Here is a 24,057-nt window from a genome sequence, read left to right on the forward strand (position 1 = left end):
AAGAAGGGGTCAGCGGTATCGCCGCTCGAAGCGGTGGCCGAGACCTGTCAGTATTTCGTAGGAAATGGTGCCGGCGTGGCGCGCCACGTCCTCCAGCGTCTGGTGCGGCCCCAGCACTTCCACGAGGCTGCCGAGCTTGAGGCGGCCCTCCGGCAAAGCGGAGATGTCGATGGTGATGCTGTCCATGGAGACGCGCCCGACGATGGGCAGGCGGATGCCGTCGTGATAGACCGCCCCCCTGTTGCTGAGGCTGCGTGGCAGGCCGTCTGCATAGCCGGCGGCGATGGTGGCAAGCCGGGTAGTTTCCGCGGTGACATGCGATCCGCTATAGCCGACGCGCGTGCCGGCCGGTACGGTCCGCGTCTGCACCACGGCGACGTCGAGCCGCACGACCGGCTCCATCGGATTCGGCCTGCCTGCCGTCGGCGCGCCGCCATAAAGCGCGATGCCAGGGCGGGCGAGCACGCCATGATAGGCCTTGCCGAGGATGATGCCGCCCGAATTCGCGAAAGAGACGGGGAATTGCGGAAACGCCGCCGCGACGCGGTTCATTTCAGCAAGCTGGTCGCCGTTCTGTTCGCTTGTCTCCTCATCGGCGGAGGCGAGGTGGCTCATGATAAACAGGACATCGATCCCGCTCTCGGCTTCCAGGAGGCTGGCAAGCGCAGAGCGCTCTTCCGGCGGCACGCCGAGGCGCGACATGCCGGTGTCGAATTGCAGTACCGCCGGCAGCTTGCGGCCGAGCGCCTGCGCGGCGCTTGCCCATTGCTGCCACTGTTCCAGCGAGTTGATCACGGGCACGATACCTTCGCGGGCGCAGGCGTCCTCATTGCCGGGCTGGAGGCCGTTCAGCACGAAGAACATCGCATCGGCGGAAAGAAGTGGACGCAGGCGCAGGGCTTCCGCGAACTGGGCGACAAAGAAATGTCGGCAGCCATGGGCGTAGAGCTTCGCGGCGACCCGGTCGGCGCCGAGGCCGTAGGCATCCGCCTTGACGACGGCCGCCGCACGCGCCGGCGCGACCTCCGCCGCCAGCCGCTCATAGTTGCGGGCAAGGGCCGAAAGATCAAGGGTCAGGTAGCCCGGCGCGCCACCCGCGCGGGTCGTTCCGCCCTGTCTGTTTGTCGTGATTAAGCAGTCCATTTCCGGCCTCCGACTCGGCGCGGAGACTAGTGAAAGGATCGTGAAATTGCAGACGAAACAGCGCTTGATTATTGTGAGAAATCATGATTTTTGAAAGAAACGGCGATTTTTTGGAATAATCTGCTATGACCGCCCTGGACGCTATCGACCGCAACATCCTTCGGCTCCTCAGGCTCGATGCGCGCATGAGCAATGCGCGCCTCGCCACCGAAGTCGGTCTTTCGCCCTCGGCCTGTCTCCGCCGGATCAAACTTATGGAAAAAGCCGGCGTCATCCGCGGCTATACGGCGCTGGTGGATGCGGGAAATGCCGAATCGGCCATAGCGGTCATCATCAACATCACGCTCGAACGGCAGACGGAGGACCACCTCGACCGCTTCGAGGCGGCGGTGCGTAAGCATCCGGAGATCCGCGAATGCTTCCTGATGACGGGCGGCTCGGATTACCTGCTGCGCGTCGAGGTCGCCAATGCGGGTGAGTTCGAGCGCATCCACAAGGAAATCCTCTCGGCACTGCCCGGCGTATCACGAATTCACTCGAGCTTCTCGATCCGCAATGTCCTTGCAACCCGTCCGAAGAGGCGGAATTGAACCGAATATCTACCCCTTGCCGATACTCGCCACCGACACCCATTGCCGGCTGGCCGCCGACTGCTCCATCGCATCGCACACCGCCTGAACCTTGAGACCTTGCGCGAAATCGGGATCCCACGGCCCTTGCGGCCATTTCTCCAGGAGATCGCCGAAATGATTGACGAAGCTCGAACCATAACCGACGCCCTGCCCGATCGCCCACCAATTGGCGGCGTAAGGATGCGATATGTGCTCGGCGCGGATGCGGCGCATGCCATAGAGCTCCACCGCGTCGCTGCCGTCGCCATAGAGCAGCTCATTCAGCCTGGCATAATCGAAATGCAGTGTGCCCAGCGTGCCATTGACCTCGATCGTGAAATCACACGGCCGCCTGACGCAGGAGCGCGTCATCTCCATGATGCCGCGGGCACCTGAGGCGAAACGCACCAAAGCTGAAGACGCATCGTCGACCTCGACCTTGCGCGTGCCGCCGGACTTCGCCGGATCGGCGCGCTCGCGCACGAAGGTCTCCGACTGGGCGCTGACCTCCTCGATGTCGCCGATCATCCACTGCGCCATGTCGATCAGGTGGGCGCCGAGATCGGCGATGGTGGTGCCGCCCATCTTGCGTTCGAAACGCCAGTCGAAGGGAATGCTTGGGTCGATGAACTCGTCCGACATCCAGATGGCGCGCCAGAGCTGCACCTTGCCGACCTTGCCTTCATCGATCATCCGCTTCATCAGCGAGACGGCCGGCAGCTTGCGGTAATTGAAGCCGACGGCGTTGAGCACCCTCGCCTTCTTGACGGCATCGAGCGCCATGCGGCCTTCTTCATAGGAAGTTGCGAGCGGCTTTTCCGAGATCACCGCCTTGCCGTTGGCGGCGGCGGCCGCGGCGATCTCGGCATGGGTGCCGGGCGGCGTACAGATATCGACGATGTCGACATCGGGACTTTCGACGATTCTGCGCCAGTCGGTCGTCGAGCGCGCGAAGCCGTAAGCAGTGGCGGCCTTCTCGACGCCCGCCTGCTGCCGGCCGCTGATGATGTGAAGTTCCGGCTCGACGGGCAGCTTGCGCAAGGTGTTGAGCGCCCGATAGGCATAGGAATGCGCCTTGCCCATACCGCCATAGCCGACCATGCCGATGCGGACTTTTGGCAATGAAGTCATCTCGTCCTCCCTTTCGCGATCGCGGCCGAAGCCTGCTCGGCGGCAATGAGCGCCGCAATCGCATCCGCAGCCGTGGCGCCTTCCGAGGGCCGGCCGCAGACCGCATCGGCGAAACCTTCCGCCTGCAGCCTCAGCGCGTCGAGGAACACTTTCTCGCTTTCGGGCGGCCAGAAGAAACGACAATCCTCGAAACCCTTGGTGCCGAACACTTGCGCCCAGCAGGCATCGCCGAGGGGAAAGCGGCGGCCGAGCGAGACAAGGCCGCACGCGCCGCCCGACAGATCGCAAAGGGCTTGCGCCGCATCGGGATCGACCTCGACTTTCTCCGCATAGGCGGTCGCGGCCGTAGCGACCCGCAGATTGGAAATTTCCTGCCCCGTCAGCCAACGCATCTGATCGAATTCGTGCACGCCCATATCGACGAAGGCGCCGCCGCTGGTGGCGCGGAAGGAGGCGGGCGGCGGTGTCTCGTCCCATTGGTAGCAGGAGACAAGATAGAGATCGCCGAACTCGCCTTGCGCGATACGGTCTTTGAGCCGCTTCAGTTGCGGCACGAAGCGGCGCCAATAGGCGACCTGGAGCAGCACTTTCTCCTTCGCCGCGATCTCCGATGCTACACGCGCCTCGCGCGCCGTGATCCCGCACGGCTTTTCGCACAGGACCGACAGACCGGCGACGGCGAGTCGCGCCACCATGTTGACGTGATAGGCGCTCGGCACCGCGACCAGTGCGCCATCGATGCCGCCGGCCTTCAGCATCCCTTCGACTTCGCTATGGAGTTTGACGCCGGCAGGCAGCTTGAGTGTAGAGCGGATGGCTTCTGAGGTTTCGGCGATCGCCACCACCTCGACGCGATCACTGCCGGAAATGGCGCGCATATGCGTCTGGCCCATCCGCCCGGCACCCACCAGACCTAGGCGGAAGCGCGCCATGGTTCAGAAGCCCCGTTCAGCGAGATAGGAGAGATTGGCGACCTGGTCCATGGCCGGCCGGTCGGGCGCCGAAGCATCCGGCAGGATATCCTGCTCGACCACCAGCCAGCCTTCATAGTTCCGGCGCAGATGAGCGAGCACACCCTCGATATCGACATCACCCTTGCCCAGCGCGCAGAAGGCGCCGCGCCGCCAGATCTCGATCACCGGAGCCGCTTCCTTGACGATTTTGTCGATCACGTCAGTCCGCGCATCCTTCAGATGAATATGGTTGATGCGCCCGTTCCAGTCTTTCAGCGCCTTGACCGGCTCGCCTTGGCCCAGCAGCAGATGGCCGGTATCGAGACAGAGATCGATGCTGGTCAATTCCAGCATCTTCTCGATCTCCCATACGGCTTCGATATGAGTGCCGGTCTCGTGATGGAAGGTCGGCTCGTAGCCGCGCTCGCGGCAACGTACGACAGCGCTTTCGAGCCCGTCGGCGAAGCGCTTCCAGCCTTCCGCGTCGAAGCCCAGTTCGCGACGGGTGGCCGCCTGTCCCGGATGCGCCTTGCGCCTGTCGCTGCCGAGATCGGCGAGCGTCGGCTTGGGCTTGAGACCGCTATCCGGCAGGCCTGCCGCATCAAAGACATCGAGCAAGATGTCGAGCTCATGCAGCGCCGCTTTCAAACGCGCGGGCTCGCTATAGGGAAGTTCGAGATAGCCGCCAGCCAGACCGAGCTTACGGTCGTGGAGGCGCTTCTTCAGTTCGTCTCCTGTGCCGAGATAGCCGGCGGGGCCCAGATCGATGCCGCGATAGCCGGCACCTGCCACCGCATCCAGAATGCCCTCGCCGTCGGGCACATTGGGATCGATACCCACGGTGATCTCGAAGGCGCCGAAGCTCACCGGGGCATTGGCGAGGACGATCTTGTCTTGTTTTGTCTGGGTCATGACTTGTCCTTCAGGCGCGTGGTGCCGCCATATCGGTTGGACGCGCGACGGGTTTGCGCGTCAGATGGGCTTTGATGATCGACTGGCAGAGCGCGATGTCGCGCAAACTGTCGGGACCGGAGGTGCGCGGCGACAGCCCCTTGGTCACGCAGTCGTGGAAATGCAGGAGCTCTTCCTTGAAGCTCTCATTGTAAGAGATGATCTCCTCATTTCGGTAGGATTTCGCAGATGCCGCATCACCGCCTTCATCGATCAGAAGGGTGGGCGCGTTGCGCAGGAAGGGTGACGGCATCGAGAGGGTGAGACGCCGCGTCGGCGTGTAGAAGGCGAACTCCATCTGATAGCGCGCGATGCCCGGCAGATCGACCCAGTTGATCGTGCATTGCGCCTTGCCGTAGCGAAGTATGGCGGTGAGGCCGGTCTCGCTGATATCGGCGAAGGTGAGCTCGTCGGGCTCGCCCAGGACGCCGCGCACGACATTGAATTCATGCACCATGCTGTCGAGCAGAACGAGGTGATAGGCCTTGCGCGCCAGCGCGTCCTTGGTGGCGATCGCCTGGGTGATGCGCTGATCGGTATCGTCGCCTAGCTTGGCGAGAAGATCGGCCGGCACGCCGCCGCCGCGATGCAGCGCATAATGATCGACATAGGGCTTGAGCGGTGACTCGAGCGTAGTGACGCGGATGAGGCGCAGGTCCTGAAGCGACTTCGCCTCTTCCTTAAGGCGGACAAAGGCCGGATCATATTGCTTGTTATAGGCGACCATCAGCACGACGCCGGCATGGGCGGCGGCCGCGATCATCTCCTGGCCCTCCGCCACCGAGAAGCACATCGGTTTCTCGACCAGCACATGAATGCCGGCTTCCGCTGCCGCAATGGCAATCGGCGCGTGGCTGCCGGGGGTGAGGATGAGCACGGCGTCGAGTCGTTCCTTGAGGAGGTCACGCCAGTCGCCGAAGGTCTTGGCCACATTGTAATCGCGGGCGCAGGCGTCGCGAACGCTTTGCGAGATGTCGCACAGGGCGGCGATCTCAAAGCGGTCCGCGAGCTCGCGCAGATAGTTCAGATGCATGACCTGCGCGATCAATCCGCAGCCGATTATCCCGACCCGCAGCCTCTTCATGCAAACTCCGCTCTGGAACGTTCCATAAAAGCGTAGAATGGTGTATAAACACTGTCAAGAACTGGCTTATCGGGGCGGCTGGGAATTTCCAATCCCCTGAGATTTTCGACAAATCCCAGCGAATTCCGGCATGAAAACACACTATGGAACGATCCAGGATGATTGAACAGAAATCCTTGCCACGCCTTGGCCTCGTCACCGAGCCACTCGCCAATCTGCCCCTTACAGAGGTCATGAACTGGCTCGTCGCCGAGGTCCCCGAGATCACCGATCTGGAAATAGGCACCGGTGGCTATGCTCCGACCAGCCATTGCGACATGCCGCTTCTGTTGCGCGACCAGAGCGCCCGCCGGGCCTGGTGCCGGGAGATCGAGACACGCGGACTAAGGCTCGCCGCGCTCAATGTCTGGGGTAACGTGCTCCACCCCGACCCGGCAATCGCATCCAGACATGATGAGGATCTGCGCGCCACGATCCGGCTCGGCGCTGAAACGGGAACCGATCGCATCGTCGCCATGGCCGGCTGCCCGGCAGGCGCGCCCGGCGACAAGGCCCCGCATTTTTCGGGCGGTGGCTGGCTGCCCTATCTCGAGAACATCTATGAGTGGCAATGGCAGGCGCGCATCGCCGACTACTGGACCGGACTATCCGATTTCACCCATCGGACTCACCCGGAATTGATGATCTGTTTGGAACTCCATCCCGGCACCGTCGCCCACAATGTCGAGACATTCGAGCGTCTGGCCTCTCTCGGCCCAGCGATCTCGGCCAACATCGATCCCAGTCACTTCTTCTGGATGGGCATGGACGCCAATCGCATTGTGGAACGGCTCGGCCGTCGCATCGGACATGCTCACGGCAAGGACGTGCTGTTCCAGAAGGACCAGCTCGCCCTCAACGGCCTGCTCGACAGGCGCTGGCCGAAGCCGCCCGAGGAGATGCCGTGGAACTTCGCCACTGTCGGGCGTGGCAAGGATGCAATCTGGTGGCGGACTTTCGCCAACGATCTCGGCAAGGCCGGCAAGGTCAGCACCATCGCCATCGAGCATGAGGATCCGTTTGTCGAGCCAAAGGCCGGCATCATCGAGGCGGCACGGCTGCTCGCGGGGGTGATGCATGCCTGAGGGGGGTGGATCATACATTTCGTCTAGGGTACAGATGGCATGACGTTGCGCGGCCTGAGCCTATGAAGAACCCGTCCGAGCCGGCCAAGCCGGCGACCATCCTCGATGTCGCGCGGCTCGCGAAGGTTTCGAAATCGACGGTCTCAAATGTCATTCGCGATGCCAAAGGCATTGCGCCTGCAACCATTGCCCGCGTCCGCGCTGCGATCGACGAGCTCGGCTACCGGCCCAATGTGCTGGCGCGCCAGCTTGTCCAACAGCGCACCAATGTCCTGGGTGTGGTGGTCGGCGATCTTGCCAATCCCTTCTTCTCGGAGATGACCAAGCAGATCGAGCATTATGCGGCCCAGCATCGCTATCAGGTGATGTTCTGCAACACGCAGATCGACGAGCATATCGAACTCGCCGGCCTGCGCGGCCTGCTCGATTACCGTATCGCCGGGCTGATCTTCCTCGCTTATGCCGGCGATGAGGAAAGCGCCCGCCTCGTGACAGAAAGCCGCGTACCTGCCCTCTTCCTCACCTGCACCGCCGACTGGGGGGACGTCGTGTCGCCTGACGATGAAAAGGGCGGACGCATCGCCACCGAACATCTGCTCGAGCTGGGTCACCGGCGCATTGCCTATATCGCCGATCCTTCCGTCGAAGACGCCGCCGACCAGGCGCGCCAGGCCGGATATCGCCGTGCGATGGCGAAAGCCGGCCTGCCGGTTGCGGTCTATCACTGGCAGGGCTCGGACGGAAAGACCCTGAAGGAGACGTCGATCGAAAAGGTCCTGCTCGGCGATGACCGCGTCACTGGTGTTTTTTCGTCAAACGATCTCGGCGCCATCGAGCTTCTCGACTGCGCCGACCGCCTGGGCGTGAAAGTGCCGCAGGAACTCTCCGTCGTCGGTTTCGACGACGTCACGCTGGCGGGCCTGAGACGGATCAATCTCACCACTGTGGCGCAGCCCAAGGAGATGATGGCGCGCATCGCGGTGTCGACGATTTCATCGCGGATCAAGGGCGAGCTGACCGGCGGCCATCTGCGTCAGATCGTCGATTGCAGCCTGATCATCCGCGGCTCGACCGCGCCACCCGGCGCGAAGAGGAACAGAAAAGCTTAGACCGACACGCGCTTCGTGCGCATCTCGTCTCCTGCCGGGACTGCGCCATTTACCGCGATCGCTTCGAGCTCGGTCTCGAGATCGACCAGTTCCTTGCCACCCGCCATCAAATCGGTGACCCTCTCGCGCGAGATCTCGGCTTTGACGAAAGTGCCGAGGCTTATCGCCCGGTTGAGCAAAGTGAAGCGGTCGGCGATCGGATAGGCATGATGCACATTGTGAGTGATGAAGATCACGCCCAAGCCCCGCGCCTTTGCTCGCGCGACGAGACGCAGCACGACGGAAGCCTGATGCACACCCAAGGCCGAGGTCGGCTCATCGAGGATCAGGATGCGGGCGCCGAAATGGACGGCGCGTGCGATGGCGAGGCACTGGCGCTCGCCGCCCGACAGAGTACCGACCGCCTGGCGCGGATCGCGGATGTCGATGCCCATCTTGCTCATCTCATCACGCGCCGTGTGGTTCATGAAATCCCAGTCGAGCCGGCGCAGCAACGCTCGACCCTTGGTCTTCTCGCGGCCCATGAAGAAATTGCGCGCGATGCTCATCAACGGTACCGTCGCCAGATCCTGATAGACGGTGGCGACACCTTGATCGAGCGCATCGCGGGGCGAGGCCAGCGTGACCGGCTTGCCGGCGAGGCGGATTTCCCCCGCCGTCGGCTGGAACACGCCCGACAGCAATTTGATCAGTGTCGATTTGCCGGCGCCGTTGTCGCCGAGAAGGCAGTGAATCTCACCCAGTCTGACACCGAACGAGACCTCCTTCAGAGCGATGACGGAACCGAAGAATTTGCTGACCTGCGCGAGTTCGAGGAAATCGGCTGTTTCGGTCATGGCCATCACCGCGAATAGGTCACTTTGCGGCGGACATAGGTGTTGAACAGAACCGCGATCAGCACCATGGCGCCCATGAACACCTTGAACCAGTCGGTATCGACGCCGGTGAAGAAGATGCCCATCTGTACCGTGCCGAAGATGAGCGCGCCTAGTGCCGCGCCGATCGCCGAACCATAGCCGCCGGTCAGCAAGGTGCCGCCCACCACCACGGCGATGATCGCCTCGAATTCCTTGAGCTGACCGCGCAGCGTATCGGCGGATCCCGCTTCGAGGACCTGGATTACGGCGAGCAAGGTGGCGGCAAGAGCCGTGCCGATGAAGAGCAGGATCTTCACCCGCCTGACCGGTACGCCGACATTGCGCGCCGCCACCGGATCGCCGCCCGAGGCGAAGATCCAGTTGCCGAAGCGCGTCTTCATCAGGATCCAGGTGCCGAGGAGGGTGAGCAGCATCCACCAGACCACCGCCATCGGAATGCCGGGCGCCAGGGGTGTGCCGTCGGTGCGCATCTGCAGCCAGCCGAGGCTGCCCATCCAATGGAATAGATCCTTGAGCACATAGCCTGAGAAGATCGGCGCCAGCCAGTCGTCCTTGGCATAGTCACCGATGCCCGACACGACGGTGCGATTGGTGGCAGCACGGGTGAGCGCCAGCGTGAGGCCGCGCAGGATGAACATGCTGGCGAGCGTCACGATGAAGGAGGGAAGACCTGTGCTGATAGTGAGATAGCCGTTGATGAAGCCGATCACGAGGGCGACCAGGAAAGCCAGCAGGATGCACGACCAGAGTGGCCATCCCCATTCGACCGCCGGTATCGCGATGACGATGCCGGCAAAGCCGATCATCGAGCCGATGGAGAGATCGAACTCGCCGGCGATCATCAGAAGCGCCACGGCGGCGGCGAGAATGCCGACCTGGGCCGAGACATCGAGAAAGGTGATGACGCCCTTGGCGCTGAACATGCCGGAATCCCCGGCAAAAGTGAGGAAGAAGGCAAAGACCAGGACGGTGCCGGCCGCCGCACCCAGTTCCGGCCGTCCGAGCAGGAAGCGCCAGGTCGGAATGGCGCGGACCCGTTCGTCGGCGATCTTGCTATGGGCTACGACGGACATCGTTGTCTCGAGGCTCCATCCTGACAGAAAGTGCGAATGATGAAAGCGGGAAATGCAGGCGTGGCGGCCCGCAAGGGATCGCCACGCCTGATCGCGTCAGGTCTTTAGCGGAAGCCCTTGCGGCTGAGCTCGATCACGCCGCTGGCCGTGTCCTTGGTGATGAAGCCGGGGCCGGTCGGCCAGGCCGTGGTCGGCATCACGCCATAGAGCTTGTAATTCTTGAACAGGGCGACCGGCAGATAGCCCATCAGGAATTGCTGGGCGTCGGTGGCGAAGAGCAGCGTGCCGTCGGCCACCTTCTCCAGGATCTCCGGCGTCATGTCGAAGGTCGCCATCGCCTTGAGGCGGCCCTTGGCATCGAGTTCCTGGACGGCGGCGAGCATCGGCGAGGCGCTGGTGGGCCCGAGCGCAATGATGCTGTCGATCGTGGCGTCCTGCTGCAGCGCGCTGGCGATGCGCGACTTGGCGTCGACCGGATCGGTCATGGTGACCGGCACGATCGTTTCCTTGACGCCCGAGCCGTCCTTCACGCCCCGGCAGCGATTGTCGAGATCGGTATTTCCCACTTCCATGTTGATGCACATGATGTGGGTGGCGCCGGCCGCTTTCAGCTTTTCGCCCACCGCGACGCCGGCCTGATATTCATCTTGGCCGAGATAGGCGGGAATGCCGAGTTCCTTGAACTTGGTGAGGCCGGAATCGATGCCGATCACCGGAATGCCGGCGGCGAGCGCCGACTGAATCGGCGCCTTCAGCGCATCCGCATCGGGAATGGAAACGACGATGCCGTCCGGCTTGCGCGCCACGGCCGAGTCGATCATCTTGCCCATCGCCGACATGTCGAATACATCGGGCGCTTCATATTGAACATCGGCGTTGAAGGTCTTGGCCGCCTCGGCGAGGCCGTTCTTGATCGCATTCCAATAGGGATCGCCGGCCTGACCATGGGTGATGAAGATCACCAGCATCTTCTTTTCGTCGGCTCGAGCCTCGGGCGAAGCGAGGACCGAGATCATGCCGGCAATCAGCACCAGCATTAGGGCAAACAGTCTTTTCATGGGCTTACCTCCTGTTTGAACCGTCATTGCGCCCTGCTCTGCGGCAAGGTTGCGAGGATATGGAACGTTCCAAAATTGATTTCGAAAATAAGCCGGCCCGTGCCGACTTGCCCCATTCCACAGGTAAGCTTAACCCCTCCATGGCTCCCCCAATAGAGCCAATTTCTGCATTTGACGTAGAGCCAATTAGAATGCTCCGCGTTTGCGAGCCTCCGCGAAGCTGGCTTTCAACGCCATGACGGCTGTCTGGATATCGCGCTCATTGAGGGCGGCATAGCCGAGCAGGAGTCCCTGCTCCGGAATCTTGTGGTGATAGTTGATCGAGATGGGCTGCAGATCGATGCCATGCGCATGGCCGATCTCGACGATCTTCACATCATCCATGCCAGAGGTGAATCGCGCGATCACCTGCATCCCCGATTCATTATCGCTCACCGTAATCCAGGACCCCAGATGCTTGCGGCACAGAGCGATGAATTCCTTCTGGCGCTCGCCATAGACACGGCGCATGCGCTTGAGATGAGTGGCGAAGTGGCCCTGTTCGATGAAATCGGCGAGCGTTACCTGCAAGAGCAACGGCGTGAACTGGCCGGTGACTCCCACCGCCCGGTTGAACGGCTCGACCAGCGCATCCGGCACGATAAGGAAGCCGATCCTGAGTGATGAGAACAATGTCTTGCTGAAGGTCCCGAGATAGATGACGCGGTCGGCGCGGTCGAGCCCCTGCATGGCCGGCAATGGCTGGCCGCGGAAGCGGTATTCGCCGTCATAATCGTCTTCGATGATCCAGGCGCCATGACGTTCGGCGCGACTTAATAAATGAAGGCGCTCCTCCATGCGCATGGTGGTGCCGAGCGGCCATTGGCAGGCGGGCGTCACATAGATGAGGCGGGGCTCGGGAAGTGTCGGGTCATCGAGCGCCCAGCCATCCCCATCGACAAAGAGCGGATGGAGCGCCGCGCCCGCGGCTTCGAGCGCGCTGCGCGCTCCCCAATAGCCAGGCTCCTCCATCCAGACCGGATCACCATCATCAAGCAGGAGTCGCGCCACGAGATCGAGGCCGGCCTGGGCGCCGGTGACCACCACTACGCGATCAGGCGTGCAGGAAACGCCGCGCGAGATGGTGACATAATCGGCGATCGCCGCGCGCAGGCGCGGATGGCCGGCGAAGTGATAATAGCCGAGGAGATCACCGCTGCGCCGCCTTGCATTGCGGGCGAGAAGCTTGGCCCAGGTCGCGAAGGGAAAGTTGGAGACTTCCGGAAAGCCCGGCTGGAAGTTGATCTTGTTGGGATTGCGCAAAGGCTGGAGTCGCGTCGCCAGAGCTTCGCCGCGCCGCGAGATGGGCGAACGCCCGCCGACCGGCGGCGCTCCGGGTGGCGTCGCCGGACGGTCGGGAAGATTGGCGACCCAGGTGCCTCGCCCCGGCCGCGCCTCGACATAGCCCTCGGTGAGCAGCCGCTCATAGGCAGCACTCACCGTGTTGCGGCCAAGCTTCAATTGCTGCGCCAGGCTACGCGTCGCGGGCAAGGTGCTGCCGGCGCGCAGCCGGCCGCTGAGAATGAGTGAGCGCAGCGTGTCGTAGAGCTGGCGATGGAGCGGAAGACGCGCCGACTTGTCCACCGTCAATATGTCGAAGGGAAAATGCGAACGGTTGCTCAATTGGCTCTCCCCCGGCAAACTTAACGCAATCGCCGCCATGAATCCATGAAGGGATAGGTTGATGAATCACCTGCCGGGAATAGGGCTGTCAGTCCTTTTGCTGTCTGCCTCCATTGCGCAAGCGCAGACGATGAGCATCAACTGCCGCGAGCATTCGGGCGAAGCCTCGCCTCAGATGACATTGGCCTATGAAGGTGATGCCAAGGGCACGCTCACCGTCAAAGCCTCTTTCGGCGAAATGATCCTGGCGGCGACCAGGGAGGAGCAGGAAGGGGAGATCGACGGCCAGAAATACAGCGTCATCGGCATTCGCGCCTTTGGCGAAACCTCGGCCCTGATGCCCGACAGAGTGGCGCTCGACCAAATGCATCGCTGGCCGCTTCAAACAGAACCCGACTGACGATGAGGATATCCGCTTCATGCATGTCCTCGCCTGTCAGGAGAAAGCGGAACAGAAGATGCAAGCTGCCATCACGGCAACGGTCATGCTGAGCATCACCGATCCGCCGGCCGCCGAGGTGTCGGTCAGCCGCACCTATGTCGAGGCAAGCGCCGTCACCGGCAAGCGCATTGCGCTGGAGACTTTTCCCGGCAATTGCACGATGGCGGATTAGACTACGATCGGTCCGCTTCTGAGCTTTGTCAGGACTTCGGGCCCGTTCTCGGTCAAAAGCACGGTGTTCGACAGGAAGTCGTCGCCCTGGCCACTGCCCATCAGCCAGGAGAGAATGTGGAAGCTCATGCCGGTCTTGATCTCGAGATCGCTATCATGCCGGAGCCCCGTTACGCTGTTGCCGCCCGTCCAGGACGGTGGCTGGCCGATGCCGACGCAGTAGCCGCAGTGATGACGACAGTAATCTGAAAGCCCCGCATCATCGACGACCGCCTGCCAGGCGGCATAGACCGAGCGCGCACGCACGCCGGGCGTGATCGCCGCGACGACCGCGTCGAAGGCGTGGCGCACGATCTGAGCGATATTCGCATCCTCCTCTCTGATGGCACCGATATGGACGAGCCGTCCCAGAGGCGCGTGATAGCGCGAGACGCAGCCCGACAATTCGAGTAACACCGGTTCGCCTTTCTTATAGTGTCCGTCTCCCCAGGTCGCATGCTCCTCGCCGAGCCGGCTGCCTGGCCGGATGAAGGGACCGAAACCGGGCGGATGGCCGCCGGCGCGGATCATCGCCGCCATGCATTGCGCCGCCACCTCGCTTTCGCGCGCGCCATCGGCAATGCCCGCGATCGCCGCCTCTCCCGCCGCGTCGCTGATCCGGGCGGCACGGCGCATCAGCGCCTGCTCCTCCTCGCTTTTCACCAGCCGCAGCGTATCGGCAAGGCCGGTGATGTCCGACCATCTGGCGTCGATCTGCGCGGTGAGCGATAGCGCAAGACCGTGACTAAGCCCCGAGGTCCAATATTCGAGGCCGATGAGTTTGCCGTCGAGCTTGAGCTCGCGCAGCACGCGCGCCGCCATGTCGGCCGCCGTCTCGCTGTCGGAATGCCCGCGAAAGCGCGCCGCCTTCACCTGCTTCTCGACCGAGACCTGCTCCATCGCGCGTGTGACCAGGACAGGTTCGCTTTCGAGTGGCACAATGAGGAGATGCGGGGCGAAATAGCCCCAGTGATCGAGGCCGGCCAAATAGAAGACATTCTCCGGGCTGGCGAAGACCGCCGCTTCGAGGCCCTTGAGTTCGAGCCCGGCGCGCACGCGACGGAGGCGGCGAGCGATTTCGGCGTCGCTGAAAGGATTGTCATGCATGTCAGTCGATGACGATCAGTTCGCGTGCGACATCGCACAGCCGCTCACCGCCTCTGTCGGTGACGACGAAAGATTCCGAGATCGCGACGCCGAAATCCTGAAGCCACACGCCGGACTGGATATGGAAACACATGCCGGGCTCGAGCACCGTTTCATCGCCGGGCCTGAGGCTCACCGTGCGCTCGCCCCAATCGGGTGGATAGGCAAGGCCGATCGAGTAGCCCACACGGCTTTCCTTCTTGAGCCCATGCCTGCGCAGCACCGTCTGCCAGGCCGCTTCGACCGCCGCCGCTGTATTCCCGGATTTCGCTGTGGCGAGGCCGGCATCGACACCTTCCACGACGGCCTTGGCGACATCCCGAATGGCCTGGGGCGGTCTGCCCAGATGGATGGTGCGGGTAAGCGGCGCGTGATAGCGCCGCCGGACGCCGGCGATCTCCAGCATGGCGAGGCCCGCTTTCGGCAAGGGCGCATCGCTCCAGGTGAGATGCGGCGTGCTTGTGCCCTCGCCTACCGGCATCAGCGGGCAGATGGCAGCATAGTCGCCTCCGGCGCCCGGAACGCCCATGGTTTGCGTATGATAGATCTCGGCGATCACCTGATACTGCGGCACACCCGGCTTCATCGTCTCAATGGCGCGGTTCATCGCGTGGCTGCAGATGCGCCCTGCCTCGCGCATCAAGACGAGCTCGACGTCCGATTTGATAAGCCGTGCCCAATTGACGAGATCGCCATTATTGCCGAAGGCCGCATCCGGCAGGCCCTTCGTCAGATGAGCGTGGCAGCGCGCCGTATAATAATGCGCATCCATTTCGACGCCGATGCGGGCCTTGCCCCAGCCGCGGGCGCGAATGAGCTCGGCGAGTTCGTCATAGGGATGACCGGCGGGATGCTGGATAAGATGCTCCGAAAAGGGCACTATGTTGTCTGCCGACAGATAGGTGGTGAGATGCGCGCTTTTCGCGTCCTGGGCGCGGCCGAACCAGATCGGTGTTTCTTCCTCCTGATGCACGAGCACGCATTGCGGCACATAGAAGGACCAGCCGTCGAAGCCAGTGAGCCAGCCCATATTGGCCGGGTCCTGGCAAATGATGAGGTCGAAGCCGGCCTTCGCCATGCGCGATTTGACCTGGGCGAGCCTTTCGGCATATTCGGCGCGCGAAAAGGGGATGATGGTCATTCTGTCTCTCAAGCTTTGATTTTGGCGCCGATGCCGAGCTTCTGCGCCGCGGCGAAGGCATAGGACGCGATGGCGGTATCCTGCGCGCCCGTACCGGTCAGGTCGCAGATGGTGATGGCGGTCTCGGAGGTACGCCCCGGATGAGTACCGGCGACGATGGCGCCGAGCTCGGGCGGATTGGTGCCGTTCATCAAGGTGGCGGCGCGGGCCGCGCGCAATTCGCCCAAAGCTGACGCCTGGCTCACACGGTCGCAGACATAGAGATCGGCAAGCGCCACGGCGCGCGGGTCGATCTCGTTCTTGCCGGCCTGATCGGCGCCCATGGCGGTGATGTGCATTCCCTTATGGAGCCATTCGGCGCGCAGGATCGGCTTGCGCGCCGAAGTCGCCGTGACCACCAGTTGCGCCGCGGCGACGGCGGCGGCCGCATCTGGCACCGCTTCGGTGTTGATCTTGAGCGCCGCTGCGATGTCCTCGGCACAGGCCTCGGCACGCGCCCGATCGCGGCCCCAGACCAGCACTCGGCTGAAGGGCCGCATTTGATGCGCGGCGATGATCTGCAGGCGCGCCTGCGCGCCGGTGCCAAGCACGGCGGCGGCCTCGATCTTTTTCGGCGCCAGATATTTGGTGGCGATGGCGCCGGCCGCGGCGGTACGGATATCGGTGAGATAGCCATTGTCGAGGAGAAGTGCGGTAACGAGCCCGGTCTTGGCCGAGAACAGGATCATCAGGCCATTGAGGCTTGGCAAACCGAGCTTCGGATTGTCGAAGAAACCCGGACTTACCTTGATGGCGAAATGATCGAAGCCCGGCAGATAGGCGGTCTTCACATCGACTTCGCCATTCGCCTCCGCGATCTCCATCGAAAGTATCGGCGGCATGATGACCTTGCCCGAAGCAAGAAGCCGGAAAGCTTCCTCCACCGCGGCAAGGACGGGAGCGCCGAGTGTGACTGCGCGGCGCAGATCGGCTTCGGTGAGAATGGCGATATCGCTCATGATCTAGCCTTTCACCATCTGGTCGCCGACGCGCACTGGTTCGCCCCGCGCCACGGCGAGGATTTGGTCGAGATCGGCGTTCTGGCCGGAGATGATCATGGCGGTCGGACCGTCGAGCTTGAGCTTCTTCGCAAGCAGGGCGGCGATGCCGACGGCGCCGCCGCCTTCGGCGATGAGGCGCTCGCGCCGGAACAGTGCCTGCATGCCGCGATAGATCTCCGTTTCGCTTACCAGCACGGTCGCATCGGCGAAGTCGCGACAAAGCTTGAAGGTCCATAGATTGGCGAGATTGATGCCGCCGCCGAGCGTGTCGGCGAGCGAGGGAACTTCGGCGACCTGGATGGGGCGACCCGCTTTGAGGCTTTCATGCATGGCGGCGCCATGCTCCATGCTGACGCCGACGACGCGGATGTCGGGCTTGAGCTGCTTTGCGGCGAAGGCGATGCCGCCCAGAAGCCCGCCGCCCGACAGTGGCACGACGATCTGGGTGAGATCGGACCGTTCGGCGAATAGCTCGAGTGCGATCGTCGCCTGGCCGAGGATCACGTCGCGATGATCGAAAGGCGAAATGTCGGTATAGCCCTTCTCGCGCACCAGCCGGTCGGCTTCCTTCTGCGCATCGTCCTGACTGTCACCGCAGCGCCGGATCGTCGCGCCGAGCGCCGCGATAGCCTCGACCTTTGCCTCCGGCACAAGACTGGAGAGGCAGATGGTGGCGGGAATGCCGAGATGGCGCGCCGCATAGGCGACGGCCTTTCCGTGATTGCCCGTCGAGCAGCAGACGACGCCGCGCCGTCTGGCTTCGGCATCGAGGCGCAGCAGCGCATGCGCGGCACCCCTGATCTTGAAGGCGCCGATCGGCTGCAAGGTCTCGAGCTTAAGAAGGATCGGCAGGCCCGCCTCGGCGCTGAGGCTCTCGGCCTCGATGAGCGGGGTTACTCGCGCCAGCCCCATGATGAGTCTGTGCGCCTCCTGGACCTCGGCAAGGGAAACCCCCATCAAAACTCCCTAATGTGCACAACAAGCAAAGAGCGTTGTGTTTTTTATGTTGTTTCAACCAAATTACATCTTCCCTTGCGGCCTGTCCAGATAAGATGTATACAACTAAAGCACCCGGCGATGAGACCGGGCAGGAAACGCGACAAATCCGGGAGACATGCATGACCACGATGATCACGCGCCGCCGCCTGCTCACGCGAACGGCCGGCCTCACGCTCGCCGTCTCGACTTTCTCATTTGCGTCCCTCGCTCTTGCCGAGACCACGCTCGATCGTGCCAAGGCGCAAGGCTACATCCGCATCGGCTTCGCCAATGAAGCGCCCTTCGGCTATGCGACGCCCGACGGCAAGCTCACCGGCGAAGCGCCGGAAGTCGCCAAGGCGGTTCTCGCCAAGATGGGCATTGCGCAAGTCGATGGCGTGCTCACCGAATTCGGCTCGCTCATCCCGGGCCTCAAGGCCGGGCGCTTCGATATCATCGCTGCCGGCATGTTCATCAATCCCAAGCGCTGCGCCGAGATCACCTTCTCGGAGCCCTCTTATGGCATCGGCCAGGCCATGCTGGTGAAGACGGGCAATCCCAAGGGCATCAAGGACTATACGAGCATCAAGGACAACTCGGCACTTAAGCTCGCGGTGATGGCGGGCGCCGTCGAAGTCGGCTACGCCAAGGATGCGGGCGTGCCGCAGGAGCAGCTCGTCATCCTGCCCGACCAGTCAAGCCTCGTCGCCGCCGTACAGTCGGATCGCGCCGATGCCGCCGCCTTGACCGCTCTCTCCATCGCCGACATGGCGAAGAAGGGCGAAGGGGTGGAATCGACGAAGCCCTTCGGCGAAGTCGCCGGAAAATCGGTGAAGGGCCATGGCGGCTTCGGCTTCCGCAAGGAAGACACCGATCTTAGCGAGGCCTTCAACACCCAACTGAAAGCCTTCCTCGGAACGCCGGAGCATATCGCCCTGGTGACGCCCTTCGGCTTCGGCAAGGATTATCTGCCGAACAAGACGATGGAACAGCTCTGCAAGGGTGAATAGTCTCTGTCACGTCGAAAGGTGAGGGCCAGCTAAGTCCCTCACCCCGAGGAGCGTTGAGATAGGGGAGACGCAAACGCGTGGGCATTCGCACGCTCGTCGTCATGCTGGTGGCGTCCATAGTGCTGATCGCGGCGCTGGCGACGCGCGACACCTATGCGATGTTTCTCCCCGGCCTCCTGCAGGGAGCTGTGCTGACGGCGCAGATCACGGTGCTGGGTTGTCTTCTTGCCGTTTCCATGGCGCTCCTCGCGGCCCTGGGCAAGCTATACGGCCCTGCCCCGCTGCGCTGGCTCGCGAATATCTATATCGAGATCTTCCGCGGTACCTCGGCGCTGGTCCAGCTCTTCTGGCTGTTTTTCGTCCTGCCGCAATTCGGCCTAAGCCTCGAGCCCTTTACCGTTGCAGTGCTGGGGCTCGGACTCAATATCGGAGCCTATGGCGCCGAATGCGTGCGCGGCGCCATCCAGTCGGTGGCGCGCGGGCAATGGGAAGCGGCGACCGCGCTCAACATGACCCGTTTGCAGATGCTGCGCCGGATCATCCTGCCGCAGGCCTTCGTCGCCATGATCCCGCCCTGGGGCAATCTCTTTATCGAGCTCCTGAAATCCACCGCCCTGGTCTCGCTCATCACTTTGTCCGATCTCGCCTTCAAGGCGCAGCAGATGAACCAGACGACGATGAAGACGATCCCCATTTTCACCCTCGTGCTTCTTATCTATCTCGTATTGTCGCTTTTCATCACCATCGGCATGCGCCTCCTCGAACAGCGCGCCGCGCGCGGCCTCGCCCGCGGGAGGACCGCCTGATGTGGGACTGGGCCTTCACCTTCGAAATCCTCCCCACTCTGGCCAAGGCGGCGGTGATTTCGATCGAGGCGACACTTGTGGGCTTTGCGCTCGCCGCGATCCTGGGCCTCGCCCTCGCTTTGCTGCGCATCGCTGTTCCCTGGACCGCCTGGCCCGTCTCGGTCCTGGTCGAGCTCATCCGCTCGACGCCTCTTCTCATTCAGATCTTCTTTCTTTATTTCGTCTTCCCGTCCTTCGGCGTGACGCTCGATGCGTTCACCGCCGGCGTGCTGGCGCTCGGTATCCACTATGCCGCCTATTGCTCGGAAGTTTACCGCGCCGGCTTCGACAATATCCCGCGCGGCCAGTGGGAGGCCTCCATCGCCCTCAATCTGAGCCCGTGGACGACGTTCAGCGACATCATCATTCCGCAGGCCATTCCGCCTGTCGTACCCGCACTCGGCAATTATCTGGTCGCCCTCTTCAAGGAAACGCCGCTGCTCTCGGCCATCGCCGTCCTCGAACTGATGCAGACCGCCAAGATCATCGGTTCGGAGACATTCCGCTACACTGAGCCCATCACTCTGGTCGGTCTGTTCTTCCTGGCGATGAGCCTCGTCTCCGCCGCCTTCATCCGCGCCGCCGAACGCCTGCTCAACCGGAGACTTGCCCGATGACAGAGACGCCTATGGTCCGCTTCGACAAGGTCTCGAAGCGCTACGGCCCGCTCACCGTGCTCGATTCGCTGGAGCTCGACATCGCCCGCAACGAGAAGGTGGCCATAATCGGCCCCTCGGGCTCGGGCAAGACCACGGTCCTGCGCATGCTGATGACGCTCGAGACAATTGATGACGGCGTGATCTGGATCGAGGGCGAGCCGCTTACCCATATGGAGCGCAATGGCAGGCTGGTCCGCGCCGATCGCGCCCATATCCGTAAGATCCGCGCCAAGATCGGCATGGTCTTTCAGTCCTTCAATCTCTTCCCGCATATGACGGCGATGGCCAATTGCATCGAGGCGCCGATCACGGTGCTCGGCATGAAGCGCAAGGAAGCCGAGGAGCGCGCCGCCGGGCTTCTCGATATGGTAGGGCTTGGCCAGAAGAAGGAGCATTTTCCCTCTCAGCTGTCCGGCGGCCAGCAGCAGCGCGTCGCCATCGCCCGGGCCCTTGCCATGCGGCCGAAAATCATGCTGTTTGACGAGGTGACCTCCGCCTTGGACCCGGAGCTCGTCGGAGAGGTGCTTCAGGTGATCCGCAAACTCGGGAGTGAGCATGACCTGACCATGCTGATGGTTACCCATCAGATGGGATTCGCCAAGGAATTCGCCGACCGCGTCTGCTTCTTCTATCAGGGAAAGATCTGCGAACAGGGCCCACCCAGTGCCTTCTTCGGCTCCCCCGCAGAATGAGCGGACCAAGCAATTTCTTCATGCGGTCCTGGAGGCCGGATGAGTATTTCCGCTGACAATGACGACAAGCCGCTCACTTTGGCGCGCGAGCGCTTCGAACGCATCTACAACACGATCCGCGACCGCATCTGCCTGATCGAATATGAGCCGGGCGCGCGTCTCGCCGAGGAGGAGCTGGCGCGCGAGTTCGGCGTCTCGCGTACGCCGCTGCGCCGCGTGCTGACCCGCCTCGAAGGCGAAGGCCTGCTCGAAAGCCGACACGGCGTCGGCACGTTCGTCATTGACGTCGATCTCGACGCGCTGCTCCCCGTCTACCGCCTGCGCATGGAGCTCGCGGCGCTGATGGGCAAGCTCGATCCGATACCGCGCACCCAAGAGGACCTCGCTCGCGTGCGCGCTTTGCTTAGCCGCTGCGACGAGCTGATCAAGGCGCCCGAGCCCAAGTCCTACGCCAGGCTCAACATGGATTTCTTCCACGAGCTCGCGGCGATGATCGGCAATCAGCCCCTGCGCGAGATCTCCGAGCGGCTTTATTTCCTCACCAATAGGGTCTGGCTGCGCTCGGCGCCGCTTCTCGACCTCAAGGACGAGGTTGCCGTGTTTCGCCGCGAAGTGGCCGACATCCTCGCCGCCATGGAGCTCGGCGACTGGGAGAGCGTCGGTTATATCAGGCGCAGCCACATCTCCATGTGGGTCAGGCGCATGCAGCAATATCGCCAGCCCGGTGACCGGCCTTAGCGCGGGATGCGAAAAAGTGGGCACCGGTTTTTCGCGAGAATCCCGCGCTAAATATCGGAATCGATCACGTTTATGAGTTTGGATCGATTCGATCCAAAACCATCGTGATCGAGGATTAGACCCGGGAAACCTTGGCCGTGCCGGTGAACTCGTCGCGCCAGCTATTGTCCCAGAGCGAGGGAAAGGCGAGCGCCTTGTAAGGATGGGCGGCGATCGCCGCCTCGTCGAGCTCGAGGCCCAGGCCCGGCCTTTCCGGCAACATGAAGGACCCGTTCCGGAGCGGATTCCAGCCGCACACCAAGTCATTGCGCCAGTCGACGTCGAATTCGGCGAAGCATTCGAGCTTGAGCATGTTCGGCGTCGACCAGGCGACATGCAGGGCCGCGGCGAGCGCCACCGGACCGATGGAACAATGCGGCGAGATCGCCATATCCTGCGTCGCGGCCATGGCGGCGATTTTCTTGGCGGCGGAAATGCCGCCGCAATGCGCGACATCCATCTGCACGACATCCGCCGCGCGCAGCGAAATGAGGCGGGCGAAATCAGCCATGGCATAAAGCCGCTCGCCGGACGAGATCGGCTTCGTCACACGCCGGCGCAGATCGGCGAGCATTTCGAGATTCTCGGGCGCGACGGGCTCCTCGCACCAGACGACATTGTAGGCGTCGAGCCGGCGGATGAAGCGCAGCGCATCGCCTTCGCCGAGGCGGCCATGGAATTCGATCATCAATCCGATAGTTGGGCCGACCGCCTCGGCGACCGCCGCGACGACGGCATGCGCCGCATCCGCCTCCTCGTCGTCGAGAATCTTCCACGCGGTCGTGAACGGATCGAATTTCAGCGCCCGATAGCCGCGCGCGACAACCTCGCGCGCGCGCGCAGCGAATTGTTGCGGCGTCACGCAACCGCCATACCAGCCATTGGCATAGGCATCGAGGCGCTGTTTGGCCTTGCCGCCGATGAGCCGGTAGACCGGCTGACCGGTCGCCTTGCCGATGATGTCCCACATGGCGATTTCCGCGCCCGAAATGGCGGTCATCACGGTCGAGCCGCCCTGATACTGGTCGCGGATCATGCCGCCGACGACGTCCTCGATGTCGAACGGGTCTTTTCCGATGACGCGCGATGCCACCCATTCATTCAGCAACAGGTCGACAGCCTTCTCCTGCCATTCGAGTGTGGCTTCGCCGATGCCGACGAGCCCGGTGTCGGTGACCAGTCGGACGAATAGATAATTGCGCTGCCCCGCATTGGCCAGCAAGGTTTCGAGTGCCTTGATTTTCATGCGGCAAATTCCTCTTCAGTCATGGTTATTTCAGCGCCGCACGCAAGCGAGCGGTAAATGGCCTCGATGAGACGGATCGCGGCGGCACCGTCTTTGCCTGTGACGGCAAGCGGTGCCAGACCGCGCACGGAATCAAGCAGATTGGCGAGCAGGCCGACATAGCCGCCGAACGTCTCGTCGAACATCAGCGTGTTCGGCACCGCAGGGCGCCAGCTCTTGGCGGGGCCTGTCTCGTCATCGAATAAAGTCGTTTCGAACTGGTCGTCAATGACCAGAAAAGCGCCGTCGCCGAATATCTCCACGCGCTCCCACGGTTTGAAGCTCAAGCCCACGGCGCTCGTCATGATCGTGCCGATGGCGCCCGACGCAAAACCGAAGGACATCACCGCGCTCTTGAGCCGGCCGTTCGTATGATGAAGTCCACGGGCATGTACACGCTTTACCGACCCCATATACCAGCGCATGAGATCGAGAAGGTGGACAGTGCCGCCTTCGAGAAGATCGACATACGGATAGCCGAGGGTGAACTTCCCCGTGAACAATGTGGGCGCCCCCTTGAGCCGTCCCTCATCCATGAGATTCTTCGCCAGCGCATAGGGTGGGGAGAAGCGTTTGTTGGCGACGGCGCCAAGAAGCACCCCGCGACTCTTCGCGTGACGCGCAAGCGCCGCGGCTTCATCCGCCTCGCGCGCCAGCGGCTTCTCGACGAGGCAGGCTATCCCGGCATCGATGGCCTGGCGCGCCAGGCTGACATGCACGCTGTCGGCAGCCAGCACGAGGACGAGGTCTGGCCGTTCAACTCTGATCAATTGGGCGATATCGGGGAAGGCATGCGTGCCGGCAAGCAGGGCGGCCTTCTCAGCGGCTGCGCCATCCGGATCGGTCACGCCGCAGAACGAAACCGGCTCTCCGATCGTCTGCAGCCGTCGCAATGCCGGTATCCATTTGCCCCGCGCGACACCGCCGCAGCCGGCGATCGCCACGCGCAAGGGACGTTTCGCCGCAAGCTCAGGCTTGCCGGCGACGTCATAGACATCGCGCCGGGTGAAGGCGGCATCTATCCCGGTATGTCCGAAATCGATCGTCGGCCACAT

The 24,057-nt window shown here is 62.8% G+C and carries 24 protein-coding genes and 1 pseudogene; 10 read left to right on the top strand and 15 right to left on the bottom strand.

The features are described 5' to 3' along the window. Positions 1-9: 9 nt before the first annotated feature. Positions 10-1,143, bottom strand: coding sequence for an alanine racemase (alr, locus tag G5V57_RS08350; RefSeq protein ID WP_165167064.1), 1,134 nt, complete (start codon positions 1,141-1,143; stop codon positions 10-12). A 125-nt stretch (positions 1,144-1,268) separates the two neighbouring features. Here alr and G5V57_RS08355 point away from each other — a divergent pair, with 125 nt between their 5' ends. After that, entirely contained in the window at positions 1,269-1,733 is a 465-nt protein-coding gene (locus tag G5V57_RS08355) for an Lrp/AsnC family transcriptional regulator (RefSeq protein ID WP_165167065.1), read from the top strand. A 9-nt stretch (positions 1,734-1,742) separates the two neighbouring features. On the opposite strand, the gene G5V57_RS08360 is transcribed toward G5V57_RS08355, so the two are convergent. From G5V57_RS08360 to G5V57_RS08375, 4 genes are read right to left on the bottom strand one after another with little or no spacing between them, the layout of a single operon-like run. Then, a complete protein-coding gene (locus G5V57_RS08360) occupies positions 1,743-2,885 on the bottom strand; it encodes a Gfo/Idh/MocA family protein (protein WP_165167066.1) in 1,143 nt (380 codons plus the stop codon). Next, on the bottom strand, positions 2,882-3,817 hold the full coding sequence (locus G5V57_RS08365) for a Gfo/Idh/MocA family protein (RefSeq protein ID WP_165167067.1): 936 nt from the start codon (positions 3,815-3,817) through the stop codon (positions 2,882-2,884). The genes G5V57_RS08360 and G5V57_RS08365 overlap by 4 nt, the downstream gene beginning before the upstream one ends. Positions 3,818-3,820: 3 nt before the next feature. Continuing rightward, positions 3,821-4,750 carry a TIM barrel protein gene (locus G5V57_RS08370; RefSeq protein WP_165167068.1) on the bottom strand — a complete coding sequence of 310 codons (930 nt, stop codon included), beginning with the start codon at positions 4,748-4,750 and terminating at the stop codon, positions 3,821-3,823. A gap of 10 nt (positions 4,751-4,760) precedes the next feature. Continuing rightward, the gene (locus tag G5V57_RS08375) at positions 4,761-5,873 is read right to left on the bottom strand and encodes a Gfo/Idh/MocA family protein (RefSeq protein ID WP_165167069.1); all 1,113 of its coding nucleotides are present in this window, start codon (positions 5,871-5,873) and stop codon (positions 4,761-4,763) included. Positions 5,874-6,031: 158 nt separating this feature from the next. On the opposite strand from G5V57_RS08375, the gene G5V57_RS08380 reads away from it, so the two are divergent. Next, complete coding sequence (locus G5V57_RS08380) at positions 6,032-6,997, top strand: sugar phosphate isomerase/epimerase (protein WP_165167070.1); 966 nt, start codon at positions 6,032-6,034, stop codon at positions 6,995-6,997. Positions 6,998-7,059: 62 nt separating this feature from the next. Next, complete coding sequence (locus G5V57_RS08385) at positions 7,060-8,106, top strand: LacI family DNA-binding transcriptional regulator (RefSeq protein WP_165167071.1); 1,047 nt, start codon at positions 7,060-7,062, stop codon at positions 8,104-8,106. On the opposite strand, the gene G5V57_RS08390 is transcribed toward G5V57_RS08385, so the two are convergent. From G5V57_RS08390 to G5V57_RS08405, 4 genes are all read right to left on the bottom strand, one after another. Beyond that, positions 8,103-8,942 (bottom strand): ATP-binding cassette domain-containing protein, encoded by an 840-nt coding sequence (locus G5V57_RS08390; protein WP_165167072.1) that lies wholly within the window; start codon positions 8,940-8,942, stop codon positions 8,103-8,105. The two genes, G5V57_RS08385 and G5V57_RS08390, sit on opposite strands and share 4 nt — an antisense overlap. Positions 8,943-8,947: 5 nt before the next feature. Continuing rightward, entirely contained in the window at positions 8,948-10,057 is a 1,110-nt protein-coding gene (locus tag G5V57_RS08395) for an ABC transporter permease (RefSeq protein ID WP_165167073.1), read from the bottom strand. Positions 10,058-10,161: 104 nt separating this feature from the next. Further along, positions 10,162-11,115, bottom strand: coding sequence for a sugar ABC transporter substrate-binding protein (locus tag G5V57_RS08400; RefSeq protein WP_165167074.1), 954 nt, complete (start codon positions 11,113-11,115; stop codon positions 10,162-10,164). Between the two features lie 186 nt (positions 11,116-11,301). After that, positions 11,302-12,777, bottom strand: a complete 1,476-nt coding sequence (locus G5V57_RS08405; protein ID WP_246737571.1) for a PLP-dependent aminotransferase family protein — start codon at positions 12,775-12,777, stop codon at positions 11,302-11,304. Between the two features lie 130 nt (positions 12,778-12,907). Between G5V57_RS08405 and G5V57_RS08410 the strand changes: the two genes are divergently transcribed. Together G5V57_RS08410 and G5V57_RS08415 are read left to right on the top strand one after the other, a co-directional pair. Beyond that, positions 12,908-13,177, top strand: coding sequence for a hypothetical protein (locus tag G5V57_RS08410; protein ID WP_165167076.1), 270 nt, complete (start codon positions 12,908-12,910; stop codon positions 13,175-13,177). A gap of 19 nt (positions 13,178-13,196) precedes the next feature. Beyond that, on the top strand, positions 13,197-13,391 hold the full coding sequence (locus tag G5V57_RS08415) for a hypothetical protein (protein WP_165167077.1): 195 nt from the start codon (positions 13,197-13,199) through the stop codon (positions 13,389-13,391). Here the strand turns inward: G5V57_RS08415 and G5V57_RS08420 are convergent. The 4 genes from G5V57_RS08420 to eutB are packed head-to-tail and all read right to left on the bottom strand — an operon-like array spanning position 13,388 to position 17,713. Further along, positions 13,388-14,536: a Xaa-Pro peptidase family protein gene (locus G5V57_RS08420; RefSeq protein ID WP_165167078.1), complete on the bottom strand. Its 1,149-nt coding sequence runs from the start codon at positions 14,534-14,536 to the stop codon at positions 13,388-13,390. The genes G5V57_RS08415 and G5V57_RS08420 overlap by 4 nt on opposite strands. Position 14,537: 1 nt before the next feature. After that, positions 14,538-15,716 (bottom strand): M24 family metallopeptidase, encoded by a 1,179-nt coding sequence (locus G5V57_RS08425; RefSeq protein ID WP_165167079.1) that lies wholly within the window; start codon positions 15,714-15,716, stop codon positions 14,538-14,540. Between the two features lie 8 nt (positions 15,717-15,724). After that, positions 15,725-16,714, bottom strand: a complete 990-nt coding sequence (locus G5V57_RS08430; RefSeq protein WP_206530230.1) for a cyclodeaminase — start codon at positions 16,712-16,714, stop codon at positions 15,725-15,727. A 3-nt stretch (positions 16,715-16,717) separates the two neighbouring features. Then, positions 16,718-17,713, bottom strand: a complete 996-nt coding sequence (gene eutB, locus G5V57_RS08435; RefSeq protein WP_165167080.1) for a hydroxyectoine utilization dehydratase EutB — start codon at positions 17,711-17,713, stop codon at positions 16,718-16,720. A gap of 161 nt (positions 17,714-17,874) precedes the next feature. On the opposite strand from eutB, the gene ehuB reads away from it, so the two are divergent. The 5 genes and pseudogenes from ehuB to G5V57_RS08460 all read left to right on the top strand — a co-directional run bounded on the left by ehuB (position 17,875) and on the right by G5V57_RS08460 (position 21,678). Further along, the gene (ehuB, locus tag G5V57_RS08440) at positions 17,875-18,744 is read left to right on the top strand and encodes an ectoine/hydroxyectoine ABC transporter substrate-binding protein EhuB (RefSeq protein WP_206530231.1); all 870 of its coding nucleotides are present in this window, start codon (positions 17,875-17,877) and stop codon (positions 18,742-18,744) included. 77 nt (positions 18,745-18,821) lie between these two features. Further along, positions 18,822-19,550 carry an ectoine/hydroxyectoine ABC transporter permease subunit EhuC gene (gene ehuC, locus G5V57_RS08445; RefSeq protein ID WP_165167081.1) on the top strand — a complete coding sequence of 243 codons (729 nt, stop codon included), beginning with the start codon at positions 18,822-18,824 and terminating at the stop codon, positions 19,548-19,550. Continuing rightward, positions 19,547-20,206: an ectoine/hydroxyectoine ABC transporter permease subunit EhuD gene (gene ehuD, locus G5V57_RS08450; RefSeq protein ID WP_165173942.1), complete on the top strand. Its 660-nt coding sequence runs from the start codon at positions 19,547-19,549 to the stop codon at positions 20,204-20,206. Before ehuC ends, ehuD begins: the two co-directional genes overlap by 4 nt. Then, a pseudogene (gene ehuA / locus G5V57_RS08455) lies at positions 20,203-20,983 on the top strand (ectoine/hydroxyectoine ABC transporter ATP-binding protein EhuA). Before ehuD ends, ehuA begins: the two are co-directional and overlap by 4 nt. Then, complete coding sequence (locus G5V57_RS08460) at positions 20,980-21,678, top strand: GntR family transcriptional regulator (RefSeq protein WP_165167082.1); 699 nt, start codon at positions 20,980-20,982, stop codon at positions 21,676-21,678. The pseudogene ehuA and the gene G5V57_RS08460 overlap by 4 nt, the downstream one beginning before the upstream one ends. Before the next feature lie 115 nt (positions 21,679-21,793). Here the strand turns inward: G5V57_RS08460 and G5V57_RS08465 are convergent, their stop codons facing one another. Together G5V57_RS08465 and G5V57_RS08470 are read right to left on the bottom strand one after the other, a co-directional pair. Beyond that, on the bottom strand, positions 21,794-22,963 hold the full coding sequence (locus G5V57_RS08465; protein WP_165167083.1) for a mandelate racemase/muconate lactonizing enzyme family protein: 1,170 nt from the start codon (positions 22,961-22,963) through the stop codon (positions 21,794-21,796). Continuing rightward, positions 22,960-24,057 carry a Gfo/Idh/MocA family protein gene (locus G5V57_RS08470; RefSeq protein ID WP_165167084.1) on the bottom strand — a complete coding sequence of 366 codons (1,098 nt, stop codon included), beginning with the start codon at positions 24,055-24,057 and terminating at the stop codon, positions 22,960-22,962. The genes G5V57_RS08465 and G5V57_RS08470 overlap by 4 nt, the downstream gene beginning before the upstream one ends.

It is taken from the genome of Nordella sp. HKS 07 (assembly GCF_011046735.1).
Classification (GTDB): Bacteria; Pseudomonadota; Alphaproteobacteria; order Rhizobiales; family Aestuariivirgaceae; genus Taklimakanibacter.